This is a genomic window from Neomesorhizobium albiziae (assembly GCF_900114255.1).
In the GTDB taxonomy this organism is placed as follows: domain Bacteria; phylum Pseudomonadota; class Alphaproteobacteria; order Rhizobiales; family Rhizobiaceae; genus Neomesorhizobium; species Neomesorhizobium albiziae.
The window spans coordinates 126,433-151,731 of the sequence record NZ_FOSL01000009.1 but is presented as its reverse complement, the minus strand read 5'-3'; the positions used below and the strand labels follow the sequence as shown (position 1 = coordinate 151,731).

26 protein-coding genes and 1 riboswitch are annotated in these 25,299 nt (G+C 62.4%); of the genes, 11 read left to right on the top strand and 15 right to left on the bottom strand.

Going from position 1 to position 25,299, the window contains the following annotated elements; translation table 11 throughout:
- Positions 1-40: 40 nt before the first annotated feature.
- The gene (gene fumC, locus F3H98_RS16200) at positions 41-1,438 is read right to left on the bottom strand and encodes a class II fumarate hydratase (RefSeq protein WP_149761178.1); all 1,398 of its coding nucleotides are present in this window, start codon (positions 1,436-1,438) and stop codon (positions 41-43) included.
- A gap of 151 nt (positions 1,439-1,589) precedes the next feature.
- Positions 1,590-2,363, bottom strand: coding sequence for an NIPSNAP family protein (locus F3H98_RS16195; protein ID WP_149761177.1), 774 nt, complete (start codon positions 2,361-2,363; stop codon positions 1,590-1,592).
- Between the two features lie 116 nt (positions 2,364-2,479).
- Here F3H98_RS16195 and F3H98_RS16190 point away from each other — a divergent pair, with 116 nt between their 5' ends.
- The gene (locus F3H98_RS16190; protein WP_149761176.1) at positions 2,480-3,103 is read left to right on the top strand and encodes a TetR/AcrR family transcriptional regulator; all 624 of its coding nucleotides are present in this window, start codon (positions 2,480-2,482) and stop codon (positions 3,101-3,103) included.
- Between the two features lie 97 nt (positions 3,104-3,200).
- Here F3H98_RS16190 and F3H98_RS16185 read toward each other — a convergent pair whose 3' ends face one another.
- Together F3H98_RS16185 and F3H98_RS16180 are read right to left on the bottom strand one after the other, a co-directional pair.
- Complete coding sequence (locus tag F3H98_RS16185) at positions 3,201-3,509, bottom strand: DUF1236 domain-containing protein (RefSeq protein ID WP_149761175.1); 309 nt, start codon at positions 3,507-3,509, stop codon at positions 3,201-3,203.
- A gap of 357 nt (positions 3,510-3,866) precedes the next feature.
- Positions 3,867-5,024, bottom strand: coding sequence for a citrate synthase (locus tag F3H98_RS16180; protein ID WP_149761260.1), 1,158 nt, complete (start codon positions 5,022-5,024; stop codon positions 3,867-3,869).
- A 79-nt stretch (positions 5,025-5,103) separates the two neighbouring features.
- Here F3H98_RS16180 and F3H98_RS16175 point away from each other — a divergent pair, with 79 nt between their 5' ends.
- Complete coding sequence (locus tag F3H98_RS16175) at positions 5,104-6,189, top strand: citrate synthase/methylcitrate synthase (protein WP_149761174.1); 1,086 nt, start codon at positions 5,104-5,106, stop codon at positions 6,187-6,189.
- Positions 6,190-6,224: 35 nt separating this feature from the next.
- Here F3H98_RS16175 and F3H98_RS16170 read toward each other — a convergent pair whose 3' ends face one another.
- Positions 6,225-6,581 carry a DUF4406 domain-containing protein gene (locus tag F3H98_RS16170; protein WP_149761259.1) on the bottom strand — a complete coding sequence of 119 codons (357 nt, stop codon included), beginning with the start codon at positions 6,579-6,581 and terminating at the stop codon, positions 6,225-6,227.
- A 112-nt stretch (positions 6,582-6,693) separates the two neighbouring features.
- Between F3H98_RS16170 and F3H98_RS16165 the strand changes: the two genes are divergently transcribed.
- From F3H98_RS16165 to F3H98_RS16160, 3 genes are all read left to right on the top strand, one after another.
- Entirely contained in the window at positions 6,694-7,449 is a 756-nt protein-coding gene (locus F3H98_RS16165) for a DeoR/GlpR family DNA-binding transcription regulator (protein WP_149761173.1), read from the top strand.
- Positions 7,450-7,659: 210 nt separating this feature from the next.
- A complete protein-coding gene (locus tag F3H98_RS32415; protein WP_342211618.1) occupies positions 7,660-7,785 on the top strand; it encodes a hypothetical protein in 126 nt (41 codons plus the stop codon).
- Positions 7,743-8,027 (top strand): hypothetical protein, encoded by a 285-nt coding sequence (locus tag F3H98_RS16160; RefSeq protein ID WP_342211620.1) that lies wholly within the window; start codon positions 7,743-7,745, stop codon positions 8,025-8,027. Before F3H98_RS32415 ends, F3H98_RS16160 begins: the two co-directional genes overlap by 43 nt.
- 17 nt (positions 8,028-8,044) lie before the next feature.
- On the opposite strand, the gene F3H98_RS16155 is transcribed toward F3H98_RS16160, so the two are convergent.
- The 5 genes from F3H98_RS16155 to F3H98_RS16135 all read right to left on the bottom strand — a co-directional run bounded on the left by F3H98_RS16155 (position 8,045) and on the right by F3H98_RS16135 (position 12,411).
- Positions 8,045-8,446 carry a type II toxin-antitoxin system HicB family antitoxin gene (locus F3H98_RS16155; protein ID WP_149761172.1) on the bottom strand — a complete coding sequence of 134 codons (402 nt, stop codon included), beginning with the start codon at positions 8,444-8,446 and terminating at the stop codon, positions 8,045-8,047.
- A gap of 3 nt (positions 8,447-8,449) precedes the next feature.
- Positions 8,450-8,596, bottom strand: coding sequence for a type II toxin-antitoxin system HicA family toxin (locus F3H98_RS16150; protein ID WP_342211617.1), 147 nt, complete (start codon positions 8,594-8,596; stop codon positions 8,450-8,452).
- Between the two features lie 230 nt (positions 8,597-8,826).
- Positions 8,827-10,479, bottom strand: coding sequence for a chaperonin GroEL (gene groL, locus F3H98_RS16145; protein ID WP_149761170.1), 1,653 nt, complete (start codon positions 10,477-10,479; stop codon positions 8,827-8,829).
- A gap of 59 nt (positions 10,480-10,538) precedes the next feature.
- Positions 10,539-10,835 carry a co-chaperone GroES gene (gene groES, locus F3H98_RS16140; RefSeq protein WP_149761169.1) on the bottom strand — a complete coding sequence of 99 codons (297 nt, stop codon included), beginning with the start codon at positions 10,833-10,835 and terminating at the stop codon, positions 10,539-10,541.
- Positions 10,836-11,007: 172 nt separating this feature from the next.
- Positions 11,008-12,411, bottom strand: a complete 1,404-nt coding sequence (locus F3H98_RS16135) for a S8 family serine peptidase (protein ID WP_149761168.1) — start codon at positions 12,409-12,411, stop codon at positions 11,008-11,010.
- A 127-nt stretch (positions 12,412-12,538) separates the two neighbouring features.
- Between F3H98_RS16135 and F3H98_RS16130 the strand changes: the two genes are divergently transcribed.
- Together F3H98_RS16130 and F3H98_RS16125 are read left to right on the top strand one after the other, a co-directional pair.
- A complete protein-coding gene (locus F3H98_RS16130; RefSeq protein ID WP_149761167.1) occupies positions 12,539-13,081 on the top strand; it encodes an RNA polymerase sigma factor in 543 nt (180 codons plus the stop codon).
- Positions 13,081-13,860 (top strand): anti-sigma factor family protein, encoded by a 780-nt coding sequence (locus F3H98_RS16125; protein ID WP_149761166.1) that lies wholly within the window; start codon positions 13,081-13,083, stop codon positions 13,858-13,860. The genes F3H98_RS16130 and F3H98_RS16125 overlap by 1 nt, the downstream gene beginning before the upstream one ends.
- Here F3H98_RS16125 and F3H98_RS31100 read toward each other — a convergent pair.
- Together F3H98_RS31100 and F3H98_RS16115 are read right to left on the bottom strand one after the other, a co-directional pair.
- Positions 13,844-14,266, bottom strand: coding sequence for a hypothetical protein (locus F3H98_RS31100; protein ID WP_188130442.1), 423 nt, complete (start codon positions 14,264-14,266; stop codon positions 13,844-13,846). The two genes, F3H98_RS16125 and F3H98_RS31100, sit on opposite strands and share 17 nt — an antisense overlap.
- Before the next feature lie 118 nt (positions 14,267-14,384).
- On the bottom strand, positions 14,385-15,095 hold the full coding sequence (locus F3H98_RS16115) for a DUF6065 family protein (protein WP_149761165.1): 711 nt from the start codon (positions 15,093-15,095) through the stop codon (positions 14,385-14,387).
- A gap of 172 nt (positions 15,096-15,267) precedes the next feature.
- On the opposite strand from F3H98_RS16115, the gene F3H98_RS16110 reads away from it, so the two are divergent.
- The 4 genes from F3H98_RS16110 (at position 15,268) to F3H98_RS16095 (ending at position 20,231) form a co-directional block, all read left to right on the top strand.
- The gene (locus tag F3H98_RS16110) at positions 15,268-15,747 is read left to right on the top strand and encodes a MarR family winged helix-turn-helix transcriptional regulator (protein WP_188130447.1); all 480 of its coding nucleotides are present in this window, start codon (positions 15,268-15,270) and stop codon (positions 15,745-15,747) included.
- The gene (locus F3H98_RS16105; RefSeq protein WP_149761163.1) at positions 15,744-16,907 is read left to right on the top strand and encodes an HlyD family secretion protein; all 1,164 of its coding nucleotides are present in this window, start codon (positions 15,744-15,746) and stop codon (positions 16,905-16,907) included. Before F3H98_RS16110 ends, F3H98_RS16105 begins: the two co-directional genes overlap by 4 nt.
- Before the next feature lie 22 nt (positions 16,908-16,929).
- Positions 16,930-18,471, top strand: coding sequence for a DHA2 family efflux MFS transporter permease subunit (locus F3H98_RS16100; protein ID WP_149761162.1), 1,542 nt, complete (start codon positions 16,930-16,932; stop codon positions 18,469-18,471).
- Between the two features lie 170 nt (positions 18,472-18,641).
- Positions 18,642-20,231 carry an ABC transporter substrate-binding protein gene (locus F3H98_RS16095; RefSeq protein WP_149761161.1) on the top strand — a complete coding sequence of 530 codons (1,590 nt, stop codon included), beginning with the start codon at positions 18,642-18,644 and terminating at the stop codon, positions 20,229-20,231.
- A 51-nt stretch (positions 20,232-20,282) separates the two neighbouring features.
- Here F3H98_RS16095 and F3H98_RS16090 read toward each other — a convergent pair whose 3' ends face one another.
- From F3H98_RS16090 to F3H98_RS16080, 3 genes are all read right to left on the bottom strand, one after another.
- Entirely contained in the window at positions 20,283-20,915 is a 633-nt protein-coding gene (locus F3H98_RS16090) for a LysE family translocator (protein ID WP_149761160.1), read from the bottom strand.
- Positions 20,916-20,936: 21 nt separating this feature from the next.
- Positions 20,937-21,044, bottom strand: a riboswitch (ZMP/ZTP riboswitch).
- Between the two features lie 71 nt (positions 21,045-21,115).
- Positions 21,116-23,059: a pilus assembly protein gene (locus tag F3H98_RS16085; RefSeq protein WP_188130441.1), complete on the bottom strand. Its 1,944-nt coding sequence runs from the start codon at positions 23,057-23,059 to the stop codon at positions 21,116-21,118.
- Between the two features lie 187 nt (positions 23,060-23,246).
- Positions 23,247-25,028: a VWA domain-containing protein gene (locus F3H98_RS16080; RefSeq protein WP_342211616.1), complete on the bottom strand. Its 1,782-nt coding sequence runs from the start codon at positions 25,026-25,028 to the stop codon at positions 23,247-23,249.
- Positions 25,029-25,299 lie beyond the last annotated feature (271 nt).

Below are 25,299 nucleotides of genomic sequence, written 5' to 3'. Positions count from 1 at the left end.
TTTCGACAGTTCGTTCACAGTTGGATTGGTTTTCCACACTTCAGCCCGGATGCGTCATGTCCTCGGGGCGAACGAGGCGTTCATAGTCGGCTTCCGTGACGAGGCCCGTCTTCAGCGCTTCTTCCTTCAGCGTGGTGCCGTTCTTGTGCGCGGTCTTGGCTATTTTGGCGGCATTGTCGTAGCCGATGGTGGGCGCCAGCGCCGTGACCAACATCAGCGAACGCTCAAGTGCAGCCTTGATGTTGTCCTCGCGCGCCTCGATGCCGACGACGCAGTTGTCGGTGAAGGAAACAGCCGCATCGGCGAGCAACTGCACCGACTGCAGGAAATTGTAGGCCATCAGGGGATTGTAGACGTTGAGCTCGAAATGGCCCTGGCTGCCGGCCACGGTGATCGAGGTCTGGTTGCCGAACACCTGCACACAGACCTGCGTCAGCGCCTCGCACTGGGTCGGGTTGACCTTGCCCGGCATGATCGACGAGCCCGGCTCGTTTTCGGGCAGCGCCAACTCACCAAGGCCCGAACGGGGGCCGGAGCCAAGCAAGCGAATGTCGTTGGCGATCTTGAACAATGCGGCTGCCGCCGTATTGATGGCGCCGTGCGAGAACACCATGGAATCGTGGGCTGCCAGCGCTTCGAACTTGTTCGGCGCGGAAACGAAAGCGAGGCCGGTGATCTCCGCGATACGCCCGGCCACCTTTTCGGCGAAACCGACCGGCGCGTTGAGACCGGTGCCGACGGCGGTACCGCCCTGCGCCAATTCCATCAGGCCGGGCAGCGTAAGTTCGATGCGCTTGATCGACGAGGCGACCTGCGCGGCATAACCTGAAAACTCCTGGCCGAGCGTCAGCGGGGTGGCGTCCTGCGTGTGGGTGCGGCCAATCTTGATGATATGGTCGAAGGCCTTTGCCTTGACGTCGAGCGCGGCATGCAGGTGCTTCAGCGCCGGCAGAAGGTCGTGCACGACGCGTTCGGCGCAGGCGATATGCATGGCCGTCGGATAGGTGTCGTTCGACGACTGGCTCATATTGACATGATCGTTGGGGTGCACGGGTTTCTTCGAACCCATCTCGCCGCCCAACATCTCGATGGCGCGGTTGGAAATCACCTCGTTGGCGTTCATGTTCGACTGCGTGCCCGAACCGGTCTGCCAGACGACCAGCGGGAAGTGGTCGTTCAATTTACCGTCGATGACTTCCTGCGCGGCAGCGACGATCGCCTTGCCAAGCGCTGGGTCGAGCCGGCCGAGATCCACGTTCGCCTCGGCGGCGGCGCGCTTGACGATGCCCAATGCCCGGACGACGGAAAGCGGCTGCTTTTCCCAGCCTATTTTGAAGTTACCCAGCGAACGCTGTGCCTGTGCACCCCAGTAACGGTCGGCCGCGACCTCGATCGGGCCAAACGTATCGGTCTCGGTTCTGGTCTTTTGCGCGCTCACGAGGTCTTCTCCGGTTCGAATGCAGGCAACGGCCTATCGCGTTGCACAATGGGCTTCAAGCGGAGATTGCGGGCAAGACGGATGCAAATCGGTTCAAAGGAAATCCAAGAGTGTGGGACGCTCGCCCTCTTCAAAAACGAACAAGGCGATGTCACGCAAGGAGCGAGCGGGCAGTGGGCACGAGGCGGTAGCTTTCCGCCGGCTTCGAAAGATGCCTGCCAAGCTGTTCCGAAATCGCTCTCCATTCCTGTGACGCGGCGAGGGCTGCCCGATGGCTGGCAAGGGCAGTGCGGTCGGCAAACCGCGAGAATGCGATAAAGACATTTTCGTTCGCCCGCACGGGCAGCTGCGCGAAAGTGTTTTCCGCATGCTCGGTGACATATGCTGCAATCGGCTCCGCACCGAGCAGGGCAAGCAGGGGTGCGGCTTTGCTTTCGAAACCTGCAACGAATGCATCTTCGCCCTTGGGCGTGACGTGATAGGTGCTGGCGAGCAGCACCGAGCGGTCAGGAGAGGGTGCATCGGCTGGGGCATCCTGTGGACCACGCGAGGAGCCGGCTAGCTCGAAGGCTGTGCCTGGCCGGGCAGGGCGCAGCAGCAGCACGTCGTCGGAATCGATCATCGTTGCATTGGCCGCGTCGCGGTGCGCGCGCCACACCGGACCGTTGTAGAAGGTTTCAAGCGATTGCCGCCGCGCCTCCATGTCGTCGAAGCCGCGCATCCAGACGAAATGATCGGGCCGGTCGAGATCCCGGAATTGGCCGATAATGTTCATGCCGGTGTCTTCCTGGCCCTCCACGAGGTAGCGGTCGAAAACGTCGATCAGCATGTCGCGCTTACCGGGATGGAGCGTGTATTGGCGCAGTTCCACCACCGGCGAAAACCTGTTCGGCGTGGTTTTGCGTGACTTCTGATGTTGATCCATGTGTATTCCTCAAAACAAACCGGTTACCCTGTTTTATAACAGACCGGTTGCCCGGTTTTGTCAATCTGGTATTTTGGAAGCCAGAAAATTTGCCTTTCTGCTGAAAAGGAGCACCGATGCCGGAGGAAGCACGCCGAAGGACGCGCACCAATGACCCCGAAGGGCTGCGCCAGAAGATACTGGACGTCGCCGAGGCGGCGTTTCAGGAAAAGGGGTATCACGCCACAAGCCTCGGCGATCTGATGAGGGCGGCGGGTGTCACCGGCGGGGCGCTGCATCACCACTTCCCGACCAAGAAGGCGATCGGGCTGGCCGTGATTTCGGAGCGCGTGGCGGCGGCGGTCGAAGAAACGTGGATCCGACCGGTCTCAACGGCATCCTCGGCCCGCGACGGGGTTCGCAATGTGTTCGCGATGATTGCCGATGAACTCGACGCACAGGGTTTCGTACGCGGTTGCCCGCTCAACAATCTGGCGCATGAATTGTCGCTGGCCGATTCGGATTTCCGGGCCGCGCTGGAGCGGATTTTCGCGCGATGGCGCGACAGCATCGCCGACAAGGCTCGCAGCGATCGAGATGGTGGAAACAGTGATGGAGCAACCGACCCGGATGGTTTTGCGGCGCTTACGGTGGCCATCTATTCCGGCGCCATGTCGATGGCAAAGACTGCTCAGGATGCAAGCATGCTGCGGGTTTGTGCGGAGGGATTTCTGGAGGTCCGTCCGAGATCGCCGACTTGACTGAACCGACCGCTTGCCGGAACGCCGGGCAGGCTCCTAACGGCGGGCGGGCCTGCGGCGGGATAAGCCAGCGACCTCCCGCCGCGGTGCGGATCGGCTATTCGAGAACGCGGACGATCTTGCGCGTTTCCGGCTCGACCAGCACGGTGCGGCCGTCAACGATGACATAGCGATACTGCACGTCCGGCTCGTCGATGGGGTAGAGTTCGACGACGTCCGGCAGCGGCGTGCCGACGGTGATTTCCACACCCGGCGGCAATTCAACCGGATCGACCGGGTGTTTGACCACGTATTCGCGGATGACAGTTTCCTGTTCGGGAACGATTAAGACTTCCTGGGCGGCGGCGGTGCCTATACCGGCAAGCAAAACAAGTCCGGCCGAAGCGGCCGAAAGACGGATTTTCATGACTTTCTCCTCTGCTGTCCTGGTTCTAAACTCGTCACATCGCGGGATGTTCCGGGAAACCTCGTCATCGACTGGTTCGGAGGCCTGGCAGAAGCGGGTCGCTTGCCTGTACCGATGGCGCCGTCCGGGGTTGGGACGGTACCCATGCGTCGGAAACAAAAAAAGCGCCTCTCGCACCTTTATGGAGTGCGGGAGGCGCCTTTGTCGAAGGCTCTTCTTCGGATTGCTCCATCTGAAGTGCTTTCAACACCACAATAATGTCGAGCCAGCGAAAAGGTTCCGTCGGAGTTGCGGTTTTTTTATCGCCGGCAAAATTCTGCGCTGCCTGACTTTGTAGACAGGTATTCCAAGGCCCCTTCAGGAATCCTCGTCGACCGGTGGCGGACCTTCGTAACGTGCGCGCGGACGGATGAGGCCTCCCGTCAGCGCCTGCTCCATCGCATGCGCGGCCCAGCCGACGCTGCGACCAAGCGCAAAGAGCCGGAACGGCGCGTCGGGCGGCAGGCGGAAAGCGCGGGTGAGCGCCACCAGCGCGAAGTCGATGTCCGGCTGCCGGCCGGTCGCGGCGAACACTGCGTCGCGCAGGCGCGCCACCGCTTCGTCGCACTCGACGGCGGCGAGCAAGGCCTTGGCGCGTGGGTCGCCGTCCGGATAGAGCGGGTGGCCGAAGCCGTACAGTGGCCTGTCGAGGGTGAGCCAGAGCGCGACCGCGTCGGCGGCGCCCAGCCGGACGGCGTCGTCCAGGAACACCGTTACCGCCGCCTCCGCCGCGCCGCCGTGGCGCGGACCGCAAAGCGCAGAGAGCCCGGCGAGCAGGCAGGCTGCGAGCGGCGCGCCGGTGGATGCGGCGACGCGCGCGGCGAAGGTGGAAGTGTTGAGTTCGTGGTCGGCGAGCAACACAAGTGCGCGGCGGATCGCATCCGCGCCTGCATTGCGCACCGACCAGGCTTCGGCGAGGCGCATATGCACGGGGCGGGAACCGGGCAGGGCGCCAAGACTTGTGGCGAGACCGCCAATCGCCGCTGCCGCGTCCGCATGCAGCCGCGCAGGGCTGCGCCCCAGAGATGGCTGGCCGTTGGCGGCAAGCAAGGCAAGTGCCGAAAACGCTTCCGCCCGACCACCTTCGGAAGCTGTACCGCCCGGCTTCGGCGCGAAAACCACTGGCTCGGAATCCGCCCACAGCAAGCCGGCGGTCTCCTCGAGCGTCATGTGCCCGGACAATGTGCAAGCGTCCTCGCCCCTATAGACGAGCCTGCCGTGGACGACTGTCGAAATGCTGGTGGCAATCGCCGGCTCGCCCCAGGTCATCGCGCTTTCGGCTATTGCCGAGGCCCGGCGTCCGCGACCCCTACGCGTTATCAACTGAGCGATATCGTCGGTCCGGTACAGGCTGCGCCTCGGATCGGCGGGATCGGGCTGCATGCCGATGCGGCCTCGGCTGACATAGGCATAAAGCGTCTGCGGCCGAACGCCGAGCCTTGTCAGGGCTTCGTCACGGCTGATCCATGCCGGCATATTGATTCTCTTGATCAAGATTGATGACTTTCTCGGCCACCATTATTTCCATTCCCATAGCGGTCAAGGAGAAAAGAACGTGGCAAACGGGCTTGATGATGTGGTGGCGGCGGAAACGGTTCTTTCCGACGTCGATGGACTTGGCGGCAATCTGACCATCCGCGGCCATGCGCTGCCGGCACTCGCCGGACACTGGACATTTCCCGCTGTCGTGCAGCTGCTTTTCGATGGGTTCTTCGATCAGTTGCCGCATGACAAAAAACTGGCCGCGGGGATAGGGCAGGCGCGTGTTGACGTTTTCGAGCGCCTCTTGCCGCTGTTGCCGGCCCTGGCAACGCGCGACGTCTATAGTGCTATGCGGGCCGGTGTCGCGCTGATGCCGGACGGCGGCGACCTGGAAGATGCGCTGCGGCTGATTGCGGCTCCCGCCGTGCTGACGCCGGCGCTGCTGCGCCTGCGTCGCGGCGAAAGCCCGGTCGCACCGGACGCCGATGCCGGCCATGCTGCCGACTTGCTGCGCATGACGGCGGGAGCACCGGCATCTCCGTCGCTTGCGGAGGCGCTCGATACCTATCTCGTCACCGTTTGCGACCATGGCCTCAATGCCTCGACTTTCGCCACCCGGGTGGTGGCGTCGACGCAGGCGGGGCTGACCTCGGCGGTTCTCGCGGGTCTCGGCGCGCTGAAGGGACCGTTGCATGGCGGCGCGCCGGGCCCGGTTATCGAGATGCTGGACGCGATCGAGGCGCATGGGGATGCCGCCACATGGTTGCGGGACCGTATCGCCCGCGGCGAGCGCATCATGGGATTCGGGCACCGGATCTACCGGGTGCGCGACCCGCGGGCAGACGTTCTGAAGGCCGTGGTGCGCCGGCTTGGCGGCGTGGGCGAGGGTGCACGGCTGGCATTCGCGGAGAAGACCGAGAAGATCGCCCTCGACGTATTGCGGGTCGCCAAGCCTTCGCGGTCGATCCAGACCAATGTCGAGTTCTACACAGCGCTTCTGCTGGAGGCAGCCGGCTTCCCAGAGGAAGCGTTCAGTTGCGTATTCGCCGCCGGCCGCATGGCGGGCTGGATCGCACACGCCCGAGAGCAGCAGGCGACGGGCCGGTTGATCCGGCCGCAATCGCGTTATGTCGGCCCGATGCCGGACATGGTGGCGTGAGCGCGAGGGACGGTGAAGGATTTTAGCAGCGCCGGTCACGCGGCGGGAGGCACCTCGCCGAGGTCGAAATAGACCGGCAGGCCGCGTTCCCTTGCCAGACGGACATCCTCGTCGGCGCCTTTCGAGGCGCCGGCAAGCCGCAATACGGCGTCGCAGTGCTGGAGCAGGCGCTCGGCCACGGGATAGGCGAATTCGTCATAGATCGGATCGGCAACGCCGGTCGAGCCGGCCTGCCTGCCGAGCGGGAGCGCGACCCATTCGCCGATCATCGGAATGTGGCCGGCGCGGAACAAGGGTACACTGACGCTTTCCAGTCGGTCCAGATTGGCGGCCATCTTGACGGGATCGTCGCCGGTGCCGGAGCGATAAGGGCCGGCGATCAGGATGAGCATTGATTTTGCACGCTTTGTCATGTGATATCCCGAAGTTGCACGAATTGACGGGATTTTTATACTATCGTGCAGATTCGTGCAATATCATAAATTATCGTGCAGGCGGCAAAAAATGCTCACCAGTCAACGAAAGCGCCTTATCCTCGATGTGCTGGCCCGCGACGGACAGGTGGTGGCCAAAAAATTGAGCGAGGATCTGGCGCTTTCGGAGGACACCATCCGTCGCGATTTGCGGGAACTGGCGGCGGAGGGGTTGCTTCAGCGCGTCCATGGCGGAGCACTGCCAGCTTCGCCGACCGTTGCCGATCTGCACGCGCGTCGTGGCATGGCTGTCGAGGCGAAGGCCAGACTCGGACAGGCGGCAGCCGGGTTGATCGAACCCGGGCAGACGGTGATCTTCGACGGGGGCACATCGAACGCCGAGATCGTGCGCCATTTGCCCACCGATCTGCATTTCACCGCCATAACGCACAGTCCGGCGATCGCAATGGAACTCGAGCATCACGCTCATGTCGACGTGCTGCTCATTGGCGGAAAGCTTTTCCGGCACTCGATGGTCGCCGTCGGCGCCCTCGCGATGGAGACGATCTCCCGCCTCCGCGCTGATTTGTTCTTCCTCGGCGTCACCGGTGTCCATGAAGATGAAGGGTTGACCACCGGCGACATGGAGGAGGCCGCAATCAAGCGCGCCTTGATCGCTCGCTCGGCGGAAACGGTGGTATTGGCGACAAACGACAAGCTCGGCGCGGTCTCCCCCTACCTTGTCGCCAAGCCGAATGAGGTGGCGACGCTGGTTCTCCTGAAGGACGCACCGGTGGCAACCGCCGCGAGGCTCCAGCAGGCTGGTGCGACAATTTTGCTGACGTAGCGGGCGAACGGTTTTGGATGGGGTTTACCGCTGGACAGTCTTGCGCCGGATGCGCACGATCGTGACGTCCCGCATCAGGCCGGACACGTTCTCAGGGCGGGGTGAAATTCCACACCGGCGGTAAGGGCAGGCAGGGCAATTGCCGCGGTGCGCCGCCGGCGTTAGCTTTGTAGGCGTGGGGCAGGATTCTTCACGCGGACGGAGAGCCGGATGAACATCACGACGATTGCCTACTGGGCCAGCACAGTGCTGGTTTCGCTGCTCTATCTCACCAGCGTCACACCGAGGCCGCGATCGTTGGCTTCGGGTTTCCCGCCTACATCGTCTGGGTGCTGATTGTGGTGAAGCCGCTCGGCGTGCTGGCGATCCTGGTGCGCAGGCCGGTGTGGCTGGCCGAACTCGCCTACGCCGGCATGTTCTTCCACCTGCTTCTGGCAGCGTCCGCACACATCAATGCGGGCGACGGCGGCTATCCGCCGGCGCTGATCGGCGTTGCCCTGCTGCTGGTGTCGTTCTTCACGCAAAACGCCGCAAGGGCGGTGCCATCGGCGGTGGTCACGGAGATCCGGGGCGCTTAGCCAGGTTGGGGGACACCTCAGTCCACGATTTCCCGGCGCGCCGCCGAGGCGAGGAACGCGGAGCGCGTCTGGCCGCGCTCGCGGGCGGCGGCGTCGATAGCTTCAAGCAGGCCGAGGTCGAGAGAAACATTGATGCGGGTATTCGATCCGCGATCGCGGACCAAGGGGATGGCGGTCGTCATGGCGCTGTCGCGATCCTCAGCGAGGTCCGGATCACTCATGATGGCATCGAAATCGCGCGGAGCAGGGACCGGATCGCCGTCTGCTTCGAGCATCCGGATATGACCAGATAGTGCCTCCACTCCGTTGCGCACGGCCTCGTCGATCGTGTCTCCTGCTGAAATGCAACCGGGAACGTCAGGAAAACTGACGCCGTAGACGCTGTCGGGCTCTTTGTGGATGAAGGCGATGTAGCGCACGCTTTACTTCTTATTCAGCAGCCCTGCCTGACGGAGCAGAGCCCTTACGGTTCCGGTCGGAAGGTCCTTCCGTGGATGGGGAACAGTCACCTTCCCTGGCTTGGTGGGATGCTTGAAGTGATGATGTGAACCAGTGGTGCCGATATGCACCCACCCATCCTCTTCCAACTCCCTGATCAGTTTGCGACTGTCCCGCTCCACAGATTGTTCTCCGTGTAAGATAATACACACGTCTTCTTGCTACAAGTCGTGTAGTAGCAGGGGCACGCAGTTTTCAAGCGCGAATTAACGACGCAAGCCAGGTGACTGGAGAATCAAACAAAAAGGGCGCCTTTCGGCGCCCTTTCCGTATGCTTGCCTGAGAAACTGGCGTGGCTGGATTAGAAATCCATGCCGCCCATGCCGCCCATGCCGCCGCCAGGCATACCGCCCGGCATGCCGCCAGCCGACTCCTTCTTCGGAGCCTCGGCGATCATGGCTTCGGTGGTGACCAGCAGGCCGGCGACCGAAGCCGCGTCCTGCAGAGCCGTACGGACGACCTTCATCGGGTCGACGATGCCCATGGCGATCATGTCGCCATACTCACCGGTCTGGGCGTTGAAGCCGTAGGTCACGCCCTTGTTGTCGAGGATCTTGCCGGCAACGATCGATGCTTCCGCACCGGCGTTGGCGGCGATCTGACGGGCCGGAGCCTGCAGTGCGCGGCGCACGATGTTGATGCCGGCCTGCTGGTCCGAGTTCGCACCGGTCGCCTTGATGGCGAGCGAAGCGCGCAGAAGTGCTACGCCGCCACCGGCGACAATGCCTTCCTCGACGGCCGCGCGGGTCGCGTTGAGGGCGTCGTCGACGCGGTCCTTCTTCTCCTTGACTTCCACTTCAGTCGCACCGCCGACACGGATGACGGCAACGCCGCCCGCCAGCTTGGCGAGACGCTCCTGCAGCTTCTCCTTGTCGTAGTCCGAGGTGGTCTCCTCGATCTGCTGCTTGATCTGGGCGACGCGGCCCTGGATCTCAGCCTTCTTGCCGGCGCCGTCGACGATGGTGGTGTTCTCCTTGGAGATCGACACCTTCTTGGCGCGGCCGAGCATGTTGAGGCCGACGTTCTCGAGCTTGATGCCGAGGTCTTCCGAGATGACCTGGCCGCCGGTCAGGATCGCGATGTCCTCGAGCATGGCCTTGCGGCGATCACCGAAGCCCGGAGCCTTGACGGCAGCAATCTTCAGGCCGCCGCGCAGCTTGTTGACGACGAGCGTGGCCAGAGCCTCGCCTTCGACGTCTTCCGAGATGATGACGAGCGGCTTGGAGGTCTGCACGACAGCCTCGAGCACCGGCAGCATCGCCTGCAGGTTGGAGAGCTTCTTCTCGTGGAGGAGGACGTAGGCGTCCTCGAGGTCAGCAACCATCTTGTCGGGGTTGGTGACGAAGTACGGGCTGAGGTAGCCGCGGTCGAACTGCATGCCTTCGACGACTTCGAGCTCGGTCTCAGCGGTCTTGGCTTCCTCGACGGTGATGACACCCTCGTTGCCGACCTTCTGCATCGCCTTGGCGATCATTTCGCCGATTTCGCTCTCGCCGTTGGCAGAGATCGTGCCAACCTGCGCGACTTCCTCGGAGGTCTTGATCTTCTTGGTGTTCTTGTTGAGGAACGCGACGACCTCGGTCACGGCGAGATCGATGCCGCGCTTCAGGTCCATCGGGTTCATGCCGGCGGCAACGGCCTTGTGGCCTTCCTGAACGATCGACTGAGCGAGAACGGTCGCGGTCGTGGTGCCGTCGCCGGCGATGTCGTTGGTCTTCGAAGCGACTTCGCGGACCATCTGGGCGCCCATGTTCTCGAACTTGTCTTCAAGTTCGATTTCCTTGGCGACGGTGACGCCGTCCTTGGTGATGCGCGGGGCGCCGAACGACTTGTCGATGACGACATTGCGGCCCTTGGGGCCGAGCGTGACCTTCACGGCGTCGGCGAGGATGTTGACGCCGCGCAGCATGCGCTCGCGGGCATCACGGGAGAATTTTACGTCTTTAGCAGCCATTTTTGTGCTCCTGGGCGTTGAGCCCGAAATTCAGATTGATGGTGCGGGTTAAATGGAAATCAGCCGATGATGCCCATGATGTCGGATTCCTTCATGATCAGAAGGTCTTCGCCATTGAGCTTCACTTCGGTACCGGACCACTTGCCGAACAGGACGCGATCGCCTGCCTTGACGTCGAGCGGAACGAGCTTGCCGGCTTCATCGCGGGCGCCGGAACCGACGGCGATGATCTCGCCTTCCTGCGGCTTTTCCTTCGCGGTATCGGGGATGATGATCCCGCCTTTGGTCTTCTCTTCGGATTCGACCCGGCGAACGACCACGCGGTCATGAAGCGGGCGGAACTTCGACTTTGCCATTTTTGGTATCCTCGATTGGGACGTGTTGAGAAGGTTCCTCCGTCCGGCAGACCGGACAACGATTAGCACTCACCTAAGAGGAGTGCTAATCGTGGCGGTGAGATAGGCTGTGGGATTTGGAGAGTCAAGAAGAAGCCTGGCGACGGCGCGAAAGATTTCGCCGACAGGCGTGCTAGGGGCGTGAAGCCGGTGTCTCGCACAATGCGCGTGCGTTGAGCAATCCCCAGCCGAATACCGGATCCTTGCCGGGCTCGCCAAGGTCTTCCGCCGCGCTTGCCAGCGCCTCGTGAATCTTGCTGACCGTGTTCATGCCGGAGGATTTCGCCAGTGCGGCTGCAGCGGTGACGAATGGCGCGGCGAAGGATGTGCCGGTCTTCGGCCGGCCGCCGCTGACCGAGGCTGCCGTCCATACCTCGACGCCGGGCGCGGCGAGGTCGATATGTTCGCCGCGGCCGGCGCGGCGGTAGGCCTGTTTGCGGCTGTCGACCGCGGTTACGGCGAAGACTTCGGCATAGGCGGCAGGATAGGCCGGCTCCGCCTTGGGTCCCTGGTTTCCAGCGGCAGCGACCAGTGCGACTTCGGAGCCGGCCTTGCGCACCAGCTGCTCCAGTACGGTGTTGGGCGGCCCCGACAGGCTCATATTGATGACATCGACCTTGCGCCCGGCAAGCAGGTCGATGGCGCGGACGAGATCATAAGCCTCCGAGCGGTCATCCTGGCGGGCGCCGCGGTGGAAGGCGTCGACGGCGACCAGCTTCGCCGCCGGCAGGAGCCCGGGTGCGGCGCTGCCTGCGCTTCCAACAAGCAGCGCCGCCACGGCAGTGCCATGCTGGCGGCCGGATTCGGGCAGGTCGCCACCGCTCAGCCTGATGACCTCGACCCGGTCCCCGGCAAAAGCGGCATGGTCGGGATTGATCGCGGTGTCGATCAGACCGATGGTCATCGCGCCGCCGCATGAAGGCGGCGCGGTGCCGACCAGCGGCCATCCGACAAGGTTTGGCGCGACGCAATGATTGGCGTCGCAATCGACACTATCCTGGCCAGGCCGGAAATAGTGGTTGAAGTCCACATCGGCGCCGGGCGCGATAGCATGTATCCGGTCGCGGGTGGCATCGATCGTTGCGTCCGGCGGGAAGTGCAACTTGACGATCTCGGAGCCGGCAAATTGCAGGCTGGCGCGCTCGATTACAATGAAGCCTGCAGCAGGAAGCGCGTCCGCCTCATCAACGGTGAGGCCGGCAGCAACGATTTCGTCGGCCGCGCGCGTCGACAATGCCGGTGGTGGGGCGGGTCGGCGAACGGTGGCGCGCCTTTGCTGGCGCGGCGCGATGCGTTTCTGCAGCCCGCGCAGGAAATTCCCGCCCAAGGCCCGCCGTGGCCCCACCGAGCGATCGCCGCCACGCGAGCCGCTTCCTGCCGACGAGCCGCCATCATCGTCGTCATCAGCGAAGGCGGCTTTGCTACCGGCAAGTTCGGACATGAACCCATCACCGGCGGGAACGCCGCCGACCAGCGCGATGGCGAGAAGCAGCCGCCGCAGCACCTTCGATTCGCCGCTTGAAAGCCATGGTTGCATTCCTGGACTCTCCTACAACGACTTTCCGTCAGCCAAGCCGGTATCCAGCGCGACTCGACAACACAGATTGCTTTTGCGAAACGGGCCGGGCGGGGTTTTATTCCCGCCACCGAAACCGGACAACAGCATGACCGATAGGACGGACCGCGTCGAGGACCTGCTGGTCGCCTTTCTGCCGAACCTGCGCCGGTTCGCGATCTCGCTTTGCAGGTCGCGCGATGTCGCCGACGATCTCGTCCAGGCCGCCTGCGAGCGGGCGCTGGCCAGCGCCGACCGGTTCGAGCCGGGCACGCGCTTCGACGCATGGATGTTCCGCATCCTGCGCAATCTCTGGATCGACGTGGTGCGCAAGCGCAAGACCGCCGGCGTCGAGGAGGATATTTCCGAGCGCCAGGACATTGCTGGCGCCGTGTCCGGCGAGCGTGAGGTCGAAGCAAGGATGACACTGAAAAGTGTCGCCGACGCCATCGACGATCTGCCCGACGAACAGCGCGAGGTGCTGCTTCTGGTCTGCGTCGAGGACTTTTCCTATCGCGAAACGGCTGAAGTGCTCGGTATTCCCATCGGTACGGTGATGAGCCGGCTGGCGCGAGCCCGGCAGAATTTGGCATCGGCGGCCGGAATATCGGCGGCACCCGCACGTTCTGGCGTCATGAAAGGTAACGCATAATGACAAAGCCGGATTTTTCCGACGAAATGCTGATGCGCTTCGCCGACGGCGAACTCGACCCACAGACCGCAGCGGCGATCGAGGCGGCGATGGAGACCGATGACGACCTAGTCGCTCGGGTCGGTCTCTTCATCGAGACGCGGGCTGAAGCCAAGAGCGCGCTGAAGCCGCTGCTCGACGAACCGGTGCCGGAGAAGCTTGCCACGGCCGTCGAACGCATGGTCAGGGAAAAACAGGCGCGTGAGGCCGCGGTTCCACCATCCGTGAAAGTCATCCCGCTGCGCCCCGCCGTGCCCAAGAACGTCGCCGTGCGCCATTGGACCTTACCGCTTGCTGCCTCGATCGCTGCTGTGATCGGTGGCCTAACCGGATATTGGCTGGCGCTCTCCCCAGTCGGCGAACAAAGCGGCCTGCAGGTCGCAGGCGTCGACAGCGCGGCGCTTTACCAGGCGTTGGCGACTGTCGCGTCCGGCCAGGAGAAGCAGCTTGCCCCCAGCCAGCGCTTCCGGGCAATCGCCACCTTCCGCGACAGCGCCGGCGCCGTGTGCCGTGAGTTCGAAGTCGATTCGCCAGACCGTTCGACAGTGATTTCCGTTGCTTGCCGCCAGGCCGAAACATGGCGCTTCAGTTTTGCCGTTGTCGCGCCGGGCACCGATTCCGGCTATGCGCCAGCATCATCGACCGAAGCGCTCGACGCCTATCTGACTGCCATCGACGCCAAGGCGCCGATGGAGGCTGCCGAGGAAGCCACGCTGCTGCGCGCTATCGCGGCGAAATAGCCGCCGCCGGGTTCTCGATTTTTGGCGTGGAATAAGGTCGGACCTCGCCCGTTACTCCGCCGGACCACCCCCGGTCCGATGCAAAGGAGTAAATCCCAATGACCAAGTCCAGAATGTTTGCGTCTGCTCTCGTGGCGGGAATCGCGGCTGTCGCCGGCACTGCCGCGCAAGCCAAACCGTATACCGCGCCATCTATCGACGTCGAGCGTCCCGCCGGAACGGCAACCAGCCGCAGTGACGGCGCTATCATCGTTGCCGGCAACAGTTCGTCGAATTCGTCCAGCAATTCGAGCTCCAACTCATCCAGCAACTCGAGCTCGAATTCGTCATCGAACAGTTCGTCGAACTCCAGCTCGAACTCGTCCAGCAACTCCAGTTCGAACTCGTCGTCGAACAGTTCGTCCAATTCCAGTTCGAACAGCTCGGACCGCGCGCGCGGCTGGCGCTACAAACGCTAACTTTCGGCAAACAAAAAGGAAACGGGGGCCAATGGCCCCCGTTTCTTGTCCGGCGATTGAAACGATCTAGCGAGCGACGCGCGCCCATTTCCGGTACCAGCCTTCGCCGGCGATGGTGTTGCGGTGCGCGGTTTCGCGCTCCATCGCTTCGTTGTCTTCCTCGGCACGGATCTCGGCTTTCATCGACAGGCTGTCGCGGCGGAACGGAATGACCTGCACCAGCGGCGTTCCCTTTTCGATGACATGAAGGCCGTCGGGCGCCGTGGCGAAAAACGGGAAGTGGATGTTCGCGGCATAGGTATCGGTATCGACCACGCCGGCCACACATTCGAAGGGTTGAGCTGGCCGGTTGAGCGGTGGCACGAACAGGCAGCTCCAGCCCGGCGGTGTGTGGATCGTCCAGTGATTGTGGAACTTGCAGGGCGGGCTGGGCTCCCTGGGATTGCCGGCCACCTGGTGCGGGCCGTGGTTGCTCACCATCACCCGGTCGAACTCCCATCCGGCTTCGACGACGCTGCCGCTATCCTTGATGTCGAGACGCACTGTAGCGGCAAGCGGCAGTATCCATCCCGCGGTCATTGCATCGAGGAAAGGCATGCAACGTTTGACGGTGAGGCCGTTGTTGGTGGCTGAAAGCGCTCTTTGGTCCACCGCGGGCAATTTGCGGAACCAGTCCGGCAGGATCGTCTTGGCAGGCACCGGTGGCGCGATCACGTCGCGGTCTTCGGGGCGGCAGAGAAAGCGGATCAATGCAGGGCTTTTCCGGAAGTGAAACATGAGGGGCTCTCCATGGCGGGGACTGCCGGAAGAACGGGCCAGGGCGGCTGTTATTCCAGGCCGCAGGAGCGGTCTCGACCACCGAAAGCCGCGACAGAATATCGGATATCACGAGGGCGTGATCGCCCGTCCGGCTCTTGAATGATAAGCACGCTTATAATATATGCCGCTCATGAAATTGGACGGCACCGAACGACTGGGCTTTCTCATCCACGACGCAGCAAGGCTTATGCGCAAGCGCTTCGAAACACTCGGAGCCGCACATGGCCTTTCGGCGGCGCAATGGCGGCTCATGGTCCGCCTGGTGAAGGAAGAAGGACAAACGCAGGCGAGGCTCGCGGAACTGCTCGAAATCGAGCCGATCAGCGTGTCGCGGCTGCTCGACCGCATGGAAGAAAGCGGCTGGGTCGAGCGGCGCCAGGACGCCGGCGACCGCCGGGTCAGGATGATCTTTCCGACCGAGAAGAGCCGCAAGACGTTCCAGGCGGTCAAAGGTGTTGCCGGCGAAGTGTTCGAGCAGGCGATGGCAGGACTCTCGCCGGAAGAGCGCCGGATAACGATCCACGGTCTCGCCACGATCGTGGAAAATCTCTCGGTCGCCGAAGCGGCTGCCGAGACTGAATTGACTGCATTGAAGGGTTCCGCAGCATGAATGCCGTGTCGAAAATGGACAATAGCGCGCCGGATGTGAAGGTTCTGGACGAAGCGCCGCCGCTGGCGATGACGCCGGTGCAGGTGCCCGAAATCCCGCCCGCGCCGAAGAAGAAGCGGCGCGGCGGGCGTTTCCTGCTGATGGCAGCACTGCCGCTCGCACTGATCGCCGGCGGCGCCTATGTCTGGGTGACCGGCGGGCGCTATCAGGAAACCGAAAACGCCAATCTGCGCCAGGCCAGGGTGACGATCACCTCGGAAGCCGCGGGACGCATCACCGACGTTTCCGTCGCCGACAATGCGATCGTGAAGGCCGGTGACGTGCTGTTCACGGTCGATGCCGAGCCTTACCGCATCGCATTGTCCCAGGCCGATGCATCGCTAGCCGCCGCGCGTCTCAGCGTCGAGCAGCTGCGCGCCGCCTACAGCCAGGCGATTGCGCAGGAAAGCATCGCCATTGGCGAGGTGGACTATGCGCAGGCGCAGTTCGACCGCGCCACCGATCTTGCCGGCAAGGGCATCAACACGCAGTCGGCGTTCGACGAGGCGCGGCGCGACCTCGACAAGGCGCGCGAGGAACAGACGGCGGCCCGCCAGGGCATTGCCAGCGCACGCGCGGCACTTGGCGGCGATCCCGACATCGAAACCGACAAGCACCCCGCCGTTCTGCAGGCGCTCGCCGCTCGCGACAAGGCCGCCTACGACCTCGCGCAGACGACTGTCCGCGCACCTGCTGGCGGCATGGTCGCGCAGGCTTCCTCGGTGAAGGTCGGCCAGTTCGTTGCCGCCGGCACGCCCGTGTTCTCGCTGGTCGAGACCGGCGACACCTGGGTCGAGGCAAATTTCAAGGAAACCCAGCTCACCCACATGAAGCCTGGCCAGAGCGCCGACATCACGCTGGACACCTATCCCGGCCGACCTTTCCACGCGACCGTGCAAAGCATCGGCGCCGGCACCGGCGCGGAATTTTCGCTGCTGCCGGCACAGAACGCCACCGGCAACTGGGTGAAGGTGACGCAGCGCATCCCCGTGCGGCTGAAGGTCGACGATCCGGATGCGAGCGTCGCCCTGCGTACCGGCATGAGCGCGTCGGTCACCGTCGATACGGGCGTCAGCCGCGGCTGGCCGAAGATCTTCGGAACGGCCAGCGCCGCCGAATAGCACCACCTGAGAAGCCGAAACCATGGCACAGCCAGCCGGGGTCGACCCGAATAAAGTTGCGCATCGCGGCCTGATCACTGTTTCGATCATGCTGGCGACCGTCATGCAGGTGCTCGACACCACGATTGCCAACGTCGCGCTGCCGACGATGACGGGCGATCTCGGCGCGTCGCCGGACACCATCAACTGGGTGCTGACTTCCTATATCGTCGCGGCGGCGATCATGACGCCGGTGACCGGCTGGCTTGCCGACCGCTTCGGCCGCAAGGAACTGTTCCTGACCACCGTCGTCGGCTTTACCGTCATGTCGATGCTGTGCGGTGTGTCGTGGAGCCTGGAGAGCATGGTCCTCTTCCGGGTGCTGCAGGGCCTGTTCGGCGCGGCCATCGTGCCGCTGTCCCAGACCTTCCTGCTCGACATCAATCCCAAGGAGCGCCACGGCTCGGCGATGGCGCTGTGGGGCGCCGGCATCATGGTCGGTCCGATCATCGGGCCGACGCTGGGCGGCTGGCTGACCGAGAGCTTCAACTGGCGTTGGGTGTTTTTCATCAACCTGCCGGTTGGCATCGTCGCGTTCCTGGGCTGCGCCGCCTACCTGCCAAGCATTGCAACCCGACTGCGCGGTTTCGACTTTTTCGGCTTCGCCATGCTTTCGCTCGGCGTCGGCGCGCTGCAATTGATGCTCGACCGGGGGGCTGAAGTCGACTGGTTCTCGGCCGCCGAAATCTGGATCGAACTCGGACTCGCGCTCACCGGCTTCTGGGTCTTCGTCGTGCACACGATGACGGCGAAAAGCCCTTTCATCGATCCGAAAATCTTCGCCGACCGAAATTTCGTTACCGGCCTGGTGTTCATTTTTGTCGTCGGCATCATCCTGCTTGCCAGCCTGGCGCTGCTGCCGCCGATGCTGTCGCGCATCTTCAATTACCCCACCATCACCACGGGCGTAATCATGGCGCCGCGCGGCGTCGGCACCATGGTCTCGATGATCCTCGTCGGCCGCATCATCCAGAAGGTCGATGCGCGCTATCTGGTGGTGCTGGGGCTCATGCTCACCGCCTATTCGCTCTATGTGATGACCGGTTTTACGCCGCAGATGGACAGCTACCTCATCATCGAGAGCGGCATTGTTCAGGGCCTGGGCCTTGGGCTGGTGTTCGTGCCGTTGTCGACTGTTGCCTTTGCAACGCTCGCGCCGCACTTCCGGACCGACGCGGCAAGCCTGTTCAGCCTGGTCCGCAACCTCGGCTCTTCGATAGGCATCTCGATCGTGACGGTGCTTTTGACCCGCAACGTCCAGATCAACCACGCCGAACTGTCGGCAGGGATGACACCGTTCAACCCGAACCTTTGGGCTGCTTCGCCTGCCGCAGCAGGCGGCGACCCCACCGCGCTTTTGCAGATCGACGGCCTCGTCTACCAGCAGTCGCTGATGATTTCCTACGTCAACGATTTCAAATTGATGATGATCATCACGCTGTGCGCCATCCCGCTGGCGATGCTGCTGCGCAAGCCGAGGATGATGGCGGCGGCCGGCGGCGCGCCCGCAGCGCACATGGACTGAGGGCGGTTCCACCGACCGGGCATCTCACCGTCGATCCTGCATGCGGGTTGGCGCACGGCTGAGGCAGCTTTCTTTATTCATTGCACCAGCGCAGGGATGCTGGCCAAGCCGTGAAATTTGGTGCAGAATTTTCACAGAGGAGACCTTTGCCGGTAACAATGGGAGAAAGCATGTCCAACGAACTCGACTATCTCAGCCATCATGTCGCCAGCGGACGCCTGTCGCGCCGCGACTTCCTCGGCCGCGCAGCGGCACTTGGCGTCAGCGCGACGTTTGCGAATACGCTGATCTCTGGTGCGGCCCGAGCGCAAGGCCCTGTAAAAGGCGGCCTGCTGAAGGCCGGGATGGTGGGTGGTGCAGCAACCGACAGCCTGGACCCCGCGACCTGGGCAAGCCAGGTGCCCTATACGTTCGGCCGCTGCTGGGGCGAACAGATGCTGGAAATCTCGCCGACCGGCGACATCGAGCCGCGCCTTGCCGAGGAATACACCGCTTCTGATGACGCCAAGACGTGGACCTTCAAGATCCGCAAAGGCGTGACTTTCCATAATGGCAAGGAACTGACGCCGCAGGATATCGTGGCGACGCTGGAACGCCACGCCGACGCCAATTCCAAATCGGCCGCGCTGCCATTCCTGCAGGAGTTCGACAGCATCAAAGTGGACGGCGGCAATGTCGTTATCACGCTCAAAGAATCCAATGCAGACCTGCCTTACGTGGTGGCAGACTACCATTTGATGATCCAGCCGAATGGCGGCAAGGACGATCCGACTGCCGGCATCGGCACCGGCCCCTACAAGATGGTGATCAATGAACCCGGCGTGCGCCATGTCGGCGAGTTGCAGAAGGGTTATTGGGGCTCGGACCTGCGCGGTCATGCCGACCAGATCGAGATCGTCGTCATCAACGATGCAACCGCCCGCACCGGCGCGCTGCAGAGCGGCCAGGTCAGCATGATCAACCGTGTCGAGCCGAAGATCGTCGACCTGATCAAGAACGTACCGGGCGTCACCATCCGCAATGTCGCGGGCAAGGGGCACTATGTGTTCATTGCCCACTGCAACACCGCACCGTTCGACAACAACGATCTGAGGCTCGCGTTGAAATATGCCGTCGACCGCCAGGACATGGTCGACAAGATCCTGCGCGGTTATGGCTCGATCGGCAACGACATGCCGGTGACCAAGGCCTATCCGCTGTTCGCCGAAGATATAGAGCAGCGGGCGTTCGACCCAGACAAGGCAGCCTTCCACTACAAGAAATCCGGCCACAGCGGCCCGGTGGTGCTACGCACCTCCGACGTTGCTTTCCCCGGCGCGCTCGATGCCGCCCAACTCTACCAGCAGAGCGCGGCCAAGGCTGGCATCACGCTTGAGGTCAAGCGTGAGCCAGGGGATGGCTATTGGTCGGAAGTCTGGAACAAGCAGCCTTTTTCGATGTCTTACTGGACGGGCCGGCCGACGCAGGACCAGGTCTATTCGATCGCCTATCTGTCGAAGGCCGAATGGAACGACACCCGCTTCCAGCGCTCGGATTTCGACAAGCTGATCCTCGATGCGCGCAAGGAACTCGACCAGGCCAAGCGCAGGGAACTCTATCGCGCGGCAGGCGTGATGCTGCGCGACGAGGGCGGTGTCATCGTGCCGATGTTCAACGACTATATCGACGCCACCAACGACAAGGTGGGTGGCTGGGTCGACAATCCGAACAGCGAACTGATGGGCGGCCACGCGCTGACCAAATGCTGGGTCGTCGCCTGATCGGGCTTCAAGTTGGAAAGGCCGGTCCGCTTGCCGGGCCGGCCTTTTCTGTCAGCGTTGCGCTTCTGTCGCCATGCGGAAGGCGAGGCCGGTCAGCACAGTCGCCATCAGCCAGCGCTGAACCACGGCCCAAAACGGCCGGCCGGCGAGGAATGCGGCGATCGAACCGGCCATGACGATGAAGATCGCGTTGAACGTGACGCTGATGATGATCTGCGTGGCGCCGAGCACCAGCAACTGCGCCAGCACGCTGCCCTGCTGCGGGTCGATGAATTGCGGCAAGAGCGAGAGATAGAGAACGGCGATCTTCGGATTGAGCAGGGCCGTTACGAAACCCATGGTGAACAGCTTGCGCGGGCTGTCCTCGGGCAGGTCGCGGACCTGGAACGGCGAACGCCCGCCGGGCCGGATCGTCTGCCAGGCCAGCCAAAGCAGGTAGAGCGCGCCGGCAAGCCGCAAGGCATCGTAGGCGTAGGGAACGGCGATCAGGAGCGCCGTGATGCCGAAGGCGGCGGAGAAGACGTAGAAAAGAAAGCCGAGCGCGATGCCGCCCAGCGAGATGAGGCCGGCCAAGCGGCCCTGGCAGATCGAGCGCGACACCAGATAGATCATGTTGGGGCCCGGCGTCAGCACCATGCCGAGCGCGACGAGCGCGAAGGCGACGAAATTTCCGAATTCGGGCATGGGCATTCTCCAGCGTCGAAAGAGAGGTGCCCAGGCGCGCGGCATCGAATAACGTTCGCGCTCCCCGATGGATTTCCATCTTGGGGCGGCGGCTTCAGCCCCGCCCCCTCGCCAGTCACGCGAACGGCGGCACCCTTACGGCGAATTTTCCAGACTTCAAGCCGCTGACGGGTGCAAACCGTTGCGCCAGAACTGATTGATCAGCTCACGATGCGCAGGTTCGATAGTTCGTCGGCGATTTCCTTGAATTTTTCAGCAAGGTTGCTGCCGGTGGCGTTCCAGAACAGCTTGGCAGGCTTGGAGGGATCGGCCGGATCCTTGCGGAAGCGCGATTCCGATGCGCAGGCCTTCAGCGCCTCGATTGCCTTGTTCTCTTCGTAGTCGCGGGTGTCGAGATCGAGCGAGACGGTCATCAACAGCACCTTGCCGGCCTTGGCATTGTTGCACAGCGTCGCCATCTGCTCGTTGAGCGCGTTGGTGTAGTTGCCGCTGTCGTAGCTGGCGCGGCCGATCGCCGAACTCGTGCCCATGAAAAGACGGGTTTCCGAGGTGTTGTTGTAGGCTTGGCCGGTATAGCCGTAAGCGGCGTATGTAGATCTGTTTCCAGCCGGGTCGCTATTGCCAAGATCGCCATAGGTGTTTGCGCCGTCGGTCAGCACGATGACCACCTTGTCGTTGCCCTTTTCCGTATCCGGCCTTCCCTGGGTGAATGGCTGGCCGTGCGAAACGGTGCGCCAGCCCCAGGCCGTGCCCTCCGGAACATTGGTGTTGCCGTTCGGCGCCATCTGGTCGATCGCCGCCTTGACCACTGCGAGCCCGGCTTCGGTGCTGACGTCGGTCAGCGGCATGATCGGCCTTGTCGTGCAGCTGTAATTGGGGCCCTTGCCCGAACCTGGAGCGTCTGATCCATAGGGCTTCACCCGGAAATATTTCCGCATGTCTCTTTGCCGTGGACGGGCCGAAGTGTCTTCCCAGTCCGCCCACCAATTGTTCCTGGCGGAAAACGTGTTCTCGTTGAGGTCATATATGCCGTCGCGGTTCAGATCGCGCCACAAATGCCCGGCCTCGTCCGGCGCAAACATCGGCACAAAAAGAGTTGCCGGATCGGACGAGCTTGGTGTGGTGTCGTCGGTATTGTAGGGCGATGGGCGTGCCTCCACGCAACCCTGCCAGCTTGCGAATTGGCTGGTCGTGTAGTTGTAGTCCCAGCGATCTTCGTATGTCCGGCAGGATCCGCTGGAATAATAACGAACGCAAACACGATGATAGGAACCGGGAATCTCCTCGCGGCTGGATTCGGCAAGCATATCGGAATACAGGCTGAACCGCGTCAGCGGCTGGTTTTCGGATACGCCCCAGCCGGTGCCGCGCTTGTACCAGACACCGCCGACAGACACCGCGTATTTGTTCGGGTCGTTTTCGGCCGTCATCTTCGACCAGTCGAAATTCTCGTGGTGGACGGGAGAAATCCCCATCGTGTCCATCCATGGCTCGGCGTCATTCGCGGGGGCGATATTGACTGACGCCGCGAACGGCACCAGCGCGAACTGGACCGGCTTTTCCACCTGTTTGATGAGGTTCGCCTGCAGGGCCAGCGTGTCGACCAACTGTTTGGCCGCGGTCTTGAGCAGGTCGATGCGTTTTTCGCCCGAACCTGCACCGGTTTCGCTCATCGACCCGGAATTATCGAGCACGAGCGCCACTTCGAGCGTGTTCTTCAGGCGTATCTCCGAATTCGCGTTGAAGCTCAAGTTGGATGGGCTCGTATCCCCCATGAGGCTCTTGAACGGCGGCAGGAAATACGGCCGGTAGGTCAGTTTCGCTGAAAGTTTCAGGGTGCCGCCGCCGGCGGTGTTGTTCGGCAACCTGACATCGAGTTGCGTGTCGGCAGCTTCAATTGCGCCGAGATTGGCCTCGAAAAAGTCCTTCGCATAGGCGATGACCTCGGCATCCGTGGCGCCCGAGACCATGTAGCGGGCCGTTGCGATGCCAGCCGCGTCGAGCGCGTTGAGCGTTGCCTGCTTCTGGCGCGTCATCTCTGTGTAGTCGATGGCGAGCGCCAGGCAACCCAGCAAAGGCGCCATGGCGATCGCAAACATCATCGCGAAATTGCCGCGCTGGTCCCGGAGAAACGTGCCGATCATGGAAGCGGCCCCCGCCGCGAAGCTGTTGACCTCTTACCCTTTCACAAAGCCCTGAACGTCCGGTTTGGAAAACTCGTCGATTTCTCGGCTGTCCGTTGACGATGGCGTAACCAAACACGATGCGCCGGACCGAAACGAAACACCCCGCCAGTGGCGGGGTGTGAAGAATTCGCCAGGAAGGTGACGGTCAGCTAACGATGCGCAGGTTGGAGAGTTCGTCCGCGATTTCCTTGAAGACCTTTTCGAGCTCGCCGCCGGTGGCGTTCCAGAACAGCTTTTTCTCCGGGTTGACTCGCGAGAAGGATGCGCAATCTTGCAACGCGTCGATCTGCCTCTTTTCGTAGTTGTCACTGGCATTCAGATCGAGCGCGACAGTCATGACAATGACGTGAGGGTCATTGCCGCCCTGCGTTTTGGGCGCCTTCGCGTTGTCGCAGAGCTTCTTGAAATGCTGGTTCATCGCGGCGTTGTAGTTATCCGCTGTGAACGTAGTCTTGCTCACGCTGGTGTCTTTGAAGATGCGGGAATCGCCGCCGTTGTATGCCTTTCCAGCATAAGCGTAGGCCGCATAGGTCGATCTGTTCCGGAGCGGGTCATTGTAGGTCGAGTCGTTCAGATCGCCGTAGGTGTTCTCGCCGTCCGTGAGCACGATGACCACCTTGTCATTGCCTCTTTCGTTGTCGGGGCGCCCCTCGGTAAACGGCTCGCCATGCGACACCACGCGCCAACCCCATGCCATGCCTTCCGGGACGTTGGTGTTGCCGGTTGCCTGCATCGCGTTAATCGCCGCTTTCACGTCATCCTTGCCGCTTCCCTTTGTGACGTCCTGCAGGGAAGTGATGGGGGTTGTCGTACACGATTGATTCGGGCCGCTTGCGCCGAAACTCGATGCCTTCCGGAAATACTTCTGTACGTCCTCTTGCCTATGTCTCACGGTATCTGCGAGCCTGTCGGGCCACCAACTGTTGCCGTAGGTCCCGTAGAGATAGTCATCGTCGTCTTCCACTCGATCGGGTTCATCAGGTGCGAACATCGGCACGAACAATGTTGCTGGATTGCTCGCGGTCGGCAGAGTGTCGTCGTTGTTGTAAGGCGATGGCCGTGCCTCGACGCAGCCCTTCCATGCAACCTTTTCACCGGACAAGGTTTGGATGTCCTCGTAAAGGCTGAAACGCGTCGCTGGCTTGCCGTTGCTTGAGCCCCAATCCGTGCCTTTTTTGATCCAGCCGTTGCCGTTCTGCTCGACCTTCTTTTGAGCGCCCAGTTCCCCATCTCTGACCTTTCTCCAGTCAAAATTCTCGTGATGCACCGGCGAAATTCCCAACCCATCCATCCACGACTTGGGGAGCCCGGCCGAATCCATGGCGTTTCCCGGCCCGACGTTCACCGACGCCGCGAATGGCACCAGGCCGAACTGGACCGGCTTGTCGATCTGCTTCAGTGTCTCACCTTCCTTGGCTATCGTATCGACAAGCTTGGTCGAGGCGTCCTTCAGAAGCTCAAGACGGGTCTTCGTGGAGCCTTTGCCCTTTTCACTCATCGAGCCCGAATTATCCAGCACCAGGGCGACTTCCAGCGTGTTCTTGAGCCGCACTTCGGTGCAGGCGTTGAAGCTGATCTCCTCTTCCGCCTTCTTGATCAGCATGTAGAACACAGGAACGAAATACGGGTGATAGACGAGCTTCGAACAAAGCTTCAGCGTGCCACCGCCAGTGTTGTTCTGCGGCAGAACCACGGTGAGCGTTGTGTCGGCGGGATTGATCGCTTTTGAAAGGTTCGACTGGAAGAAATCGGTCGCGTAGGTCGTCAGCTTGGCGTCTGTTGCGCCGCTGACGAGTTCCCGCGCCGTCGCGATGCCGGCGGCGTCGAGCGAATTCAGCATAAGCTGGCGCTGGCGCGACATTTCACCGTAATCGATCGCCAGCGTCAGCGCTCCCATGATGGGAACCATCGCGATCGCCGTAAGCATCGCGAAATTGCCGCGTCTATCCCCAAGAAACCTGCGGATCATCTGCCTCAGCACCCCTGCCAGACCCATATGAATGGCGCAGTGTGGCAGACAATCGTTAAATTCCCCGTTCTGGAATTTCCTCGAAATAGGAAGGCGGATTTTATCGGGAATTAACCATCAGGAGCCCTGCGCCAGTTGAGGGTTAGGCCATCGACACCGTGCCCAGCCCGCAAATCGGGGAATCGTCTTGCGATGCTGGCGCCGCAACCAGCCGAAATGAGAGAGGTGA